This window comes from Streptomyces sp. 796.1, assembly GCF_047525675.1.
Taxonomy (GTDB): Bacteria; Actinomycetota; Actinomycetes; order Streptomycetales; family Streptomycetaceae; genus Streptomyces.
Genome location: NZ_JBLIWA010000094.1, coordinates 1 through 4,993 on the forward strand (window position 1 = coordinate 1; position 4,993 = coordinate 4,993).

Annotated in this window: 1 protein-coding gene and 1 pseudogene; both read right to left on the reverse strand. The window is 72.3% G+C overall.

What is annotated here, in order from left to right; all coding sequences use genetic code 11:
- Positions 1-1,784: pseudogene (locus ACMA1D_RS31820) on the reverse strand (type I polyketide synthase); the annotation flags it as partial.
- 54 nt (positions 1,785-1,838) lie between these two features.
- On the reverse strand, positions 1,839-4,993 hold a 3,155-nt coding region (locus tag ACMA1D_RS31825; RefSeq protein ID WP_414727449.1), incomplete at its 5' end, for a polyketide synthase dehydratase domain-containing protein.

Genomic DNA, 4,993 nt, shown 5'->3' on the forward strand with positions numbered 1-4,993 from the left:
ACCCACTGCGAACCCTGCCCCGGAAACACCAACACCACATCCGACACGTCCCGCACCACACCAGAAACCGAACCATCCGCCCCACCACCAGCCACCATCTCCAGCTCCGCAACCAACTCCCCCGCATCCCGCCCCCACACCACCGCACGGTGCTCCAACACCGCACGCCCGACGGCCAACGACCACCCCACATCACCCACACCCACACCCACACCCACACCCACACCCACACGAGACCGCTCCCCCATCCACCCCGCCAAACGCCCCGCCTGCTCCCGCAACCCCACCGCCGAACGACCCGACACCACCCACGGAACCAACCCACCCAACCCGACCGGCCCCGCAGCGGTGGCCGCTGCCACAGCAGGCATCGGGGCTTGGGCCTCGTCCGCGCCCGCGTCCGTCGGTTCCTCGACGACGACGTGTGCGTTGGTGCCGCTGGCGCCGAAGGAGGAGACGCCCGCACGGCGCGGGCGGTCGGTGCGGGGCCAGGGGGTGGGGCGGGTGAGCAGTTCGATCTGGCCGGCCGACCAGTCCACGTGGGGCGACGGCGCGTCGATGTGCAGGGTGTGCGGGAGCATGTCGTGCTGCATCGACAGCACCATCTTCATCAGACCGGCCACACCGGCCGCGGCCTGGGTGTGACCGATGTTCGACTTCACCGAACCCAGCCACAGGGGCCGCCCCGCCGGACGCTGCTGCCCGTAGGTGGCCAGTAGCGCATGGGCCTCGATCGGGTCACCCAGGGTCGTGCCCGTACCGTGTGCCTCCACCACGTCCACATCGCCCGTGGTCAGCCCGGCGTTGGCCAGGGCTTGGTGGATCACCCGCTCCTGCGAGGGGCCGTTCGGCGCGGTCAGCCCATTCGACGCACCGTCCTGGTTCACCGCCGAACCCCGCACCACCGCCAACACCCGATGCCCGTTGCGCCGCGCATCCGACAACCGCTCGACGGCCAGCAGGCCGGCCCCGTCGGCGAGGATGAAGCCGTCGGCGGCGGCCGAGAAGGGCTTGCAGCGGGCGTCGAAGGCGAGCCCGCGCTGCCGGCTGAAGTTGATGAAGATCTCCGGCGTGGCCATGACCGTGACCCCGCCGGCGAGCGCCAGGTCACACTCGCCGGCGCGCAGCGCCTGCGCCGCCAGGTGCAGGGCGACCAGCGACGACGAACAGGCTGTGTCGACCGTGACGGCCGGGCCCTCAAGGCCGAGGGTGTATGCGACGCGGCCGGCCAGCAGACTGGCGCCGTTGGCCATGCCGAGGGTGCCGTCCCTGCCCTTCGCCGTCTTGGCGAGGAGGGCCGGGTAGTCCAGGCCGTTGATGCCGGTGTAGACGCCCGTACGGCTGCCGCTGAGCCCGGCCGGGTTGATGCCGGCGCGTTCGAACGCTTCCCAGGCCGTCTCCAGGAGGAGGCGTTGCTGGGGGTCCATCGCGGCTGCCTCGCGCGGCGAGATGCCGAAGAAGTCGGCGTCGAAGTCCGCCACGTCGTGGAGGAACCCACCCTCGCGCACATAGGTCGCGCCCAGCGTGTCGGGGTCGGGGTCGAGGATGCCGTCGACGTCCCAGCCACGGTCGGTGGGGAATTCGGTGATGGCGTCGCCGCCGTTCCGTACGAAGTCCCAGAACTCTTCGGGGGTGTTGATGCCCCCGGGGAACCGGCAGGCCATGCCGACGATCGCGATGGGTTCGCGCTGCTGGTCCTCAAGTTCGCGCACCCGTCGGTGGGCCCCGCGCGCGTCGGCGATGGCCTTCTTGAGGTAGGAGCGGAGCTTGTCTTCCGACTCAGCCACGTACGTTCAACTCCTCGTGCTCACTGTCGTAGTCGTCGGCGGCGCGCTGATTCATTCGAAGCCCTGGTCCACCATGGAGAAGAGTTCGTCGTCGCTGGCCGCGCCGAGGTCGTCCGCGTCGGGTGCGGAGCCGGGCGGCGAGCCATCGGCGGTGTCGCAGCGCGCGAGGAGGTCCCTCAGGCGCGCGATGACCCGGTCGCGCGTGCCGTTCTCGGCGAGGGCCGAGGGCAACGCGTCTTCGAGTCGGTCGAGTTCGGCCAGTACGGGGGCGGCGGGCGAGAGCTCGGCACCGAGTTGCTGGGTGAGGTGTCGGGTCAGTGCGGCAGCGGTGGGGAAGTCGAAGACGACGGTGGAGCGCAGCTTGACGCCGGTGGAGCGGGTCAGCCTGTTGCGGAGTTCCACCGCGGTCAGCGAGTCGAAACCGGCTTCCTTGAACGCCCGGTCAGGTCCGACCTCTGCGACGTCGATGTGTCCGAGTACGGCGGCGGCGTGGCCGCGCACCAGTCCGAGGAGGACACGTTCCCGCTCCACCTCGGCGAGCCCGGCGAGCCGCTGCCTGAGGGCGTCCGCGTCCACCGCCGCATCACCGGCCTGCTCGCCGGCCCCGCCGCCCGCCGGCGGCAACAGGTCGCGTAGGGCATCCGGTACGGGGTGGCTGCTGGCCCGCAGCGCGGCGAGGTCCAACTGGGCTGGGATCAGCGCCCGCGCGCCGCTGGCCAGGGCCGCATCGAACAGGGCGATGGCGTGGTCATGGCCGAGGGCGACGGCCCCGGGTGGCGCCGGCTGCGGTTGCCCTGTCAGTGGGCCCCAGGCCAGTGACACGGCCGGTAGCCCGTGGGCGCGGCGGTGCGCGGCCAGGGTGTGGTAGCCGGGGCTCGACGCCGCGGGGTGGGTCTGCTGCGGCAGGGCGAGCAGGTCCGTTGCGGGTGACAGGGTGACGAAGAACGCCAGCGGCCGTTCCGCGGTGAGCTCGTGCAGGTGCCAGGCCGTGGCCAGACCGGTCGCGACGGAGTGCGTCGCCGGCTCGGTGTCGTGGGTGCCGGGCATGTCGGGCGTGTTGGGTGTGTGGCCCGTGGTGTCCGTCGGAGGTTCGTCGGCGGTGGCCGGTGGCTGGTCGGCGGGCAGGTCGGTCGCGTGAATGACGCCGGTCAGCGGCTCGCCGGGGTCGATGTCGGCGAGTGCGGCGGCGAGGGCCGCGGGGTGGTCGGCCGTTGTGCAGGGCAGGACCGTGGCCGACACGCCCGAGCCGTCCCGTACGAACTCGGCCACGAGCTCGCGTACCGCCGACTCGGCACCGGCACGTGGCACCAGCAGCAGGTGGCGCAGGTCGTGTACGGACACCAGGTGTCGCACCAGCGCCCCGAGGAAGCCGCCGGCCGCGCCGGTGACCAGGACCGTTCCCGCGGCCGGCCGGTCTGCCGCCGTCGACACACCCTGCTGTTCCCGGTCGTCGCCGGCGGCGCGGCGGGCGGCCGGCACCGGGGCGCCGTGCGCGTCGTACCGAGCGAGCCGTGGTGCCAGGAGCTGCCCACCCCGCACGGCAAGTTGCTGCGCGCCACAGGTCAGCGCGGCCCGGAGGGTGCTCGCCGGCGGTGCGTCGGCCGCGTCGGTGTCCACCAGGACGGTACGCGGGGTGCGCCGCACCGCCGCCTGCGCGCCGGATGCTCCGTGGGGAGCCGCGGGGTGGGTTGGTGGCTGAGCTGGCAGGTGGGTCGGGGCAGTGCTTGGTGGTTCGGTACTGGTGGAATCGGTGTCGGTGGGGTCTGTGTGGGTGGGGGCAGCCGGGTCGCCGTCGATGGTCAGCGTCCGCGTGGTGAGTACGAGGAGGGGTACGTCCGCGAAGCGGTCGTCGGAGGGCCAGTCGCCGAGGTTCGGCAGGGCCTCGGTCCCCAGTTGCTCGGCGCGCACCACGACCGCGTCGGGCAGCGCCGCACCGGCCGCGACCGCCTCACCCAGGGCGGCCAGCGTCGGGTACTGCTCCGTGCTCTCCCCACCGACGTCGGGCCCAACGCGGGCGAGCCTGACCTCCGACGCGTCGGGGACCGGCACCGGCCGCCACACGGCGTGGTAGAGAGAACGCCGACGTACACCGCCCGCGGCCTGAATCTGCCCGGCGGTGATACGCCGTACCGCCAATTCGTCGATATCTGCTACGAGTTGACCATCCGCATCGGCCACCGTAAGCGACATTGATTCATCGCCGGTGGGCAGCAGTCGGGTCCGCAGATGGGTCGCGCCCGGTGTCAACATGCGTACGCCGCGCCAGGAGTAAGCCACCCGCGCATCACCGGATCGCGCTGGCTCGGGAACGGCCCCCGGGTCGTCTTCGGCCCGGGTGGCCGGGCTGCGTACCTGGAGCGTCTGTACCGCGGCGTCGAGCAGCGCCGGGTGCACCTCGAATTGGCTCGCCCCATCCGCCAACTCCTCGGCGAGAGCGACCTCGGCGAAGAGTTCGTCTCCGCGCCGCCAGGCCGCCCGTACGCCACGGAACGCCGGCCCGTACGCGACGCCTGCCGTCGCCAACCGAGGGTAGAAGTCGTGCACGTCGACCGGTACGGCACCCCGGGGCGGCCACTCCGTGAGGTCCGGCCCGTCCGTGGCACGGGCGGTCACGGTCGTGAGGGTGCCGGTGGCGTGCTGTGTCCACTCCGGCTCGTCCTCCGCCGGCCCCTCCGGACGCGCGTGCAGGGCGAAGGGCCGGGCACCGGCGGCATCGGCAGCGCCTACGGTCACTTGCAGTTGTACGGCGGCCTGTTCCGGCACCACCAGCGGGCTGTGCAGCGTCAGTTCCTCCACCACCGGGCAGCCGGCCACCGCCCCCGCCCGCAACGCGATGTCGACCCACACCGTGCCGGGCACGATCACCGATCCCAGCACCGCGTGATCCGCCAGCCAACCCTGCGCTGCCAGCGAAACCCGCCCCGTGAACACCCAGCCCAGCCCGCCGGCGAGCTCGACCACCCCACCCAGGAAGGGGTGCCCACCAGGCGCCGCACCCCAGCCGTAGCCTCCCCCGTCCGCTGCCCCCGATTCCAACCAGTACCGCTTGTGTTGGAACGCGTACGTCGGCAAATCGACCAGTTGGGCGCGAGGGAAGAACCCCGCCCAGTCCACCGCCACACCTTGCACGAAAGCCGAGGTCAGCGAGCGTGCCAACCGCTCCGGGCCGCCTTCACCACGACGCAGCGTCTCCACCACCACACCCG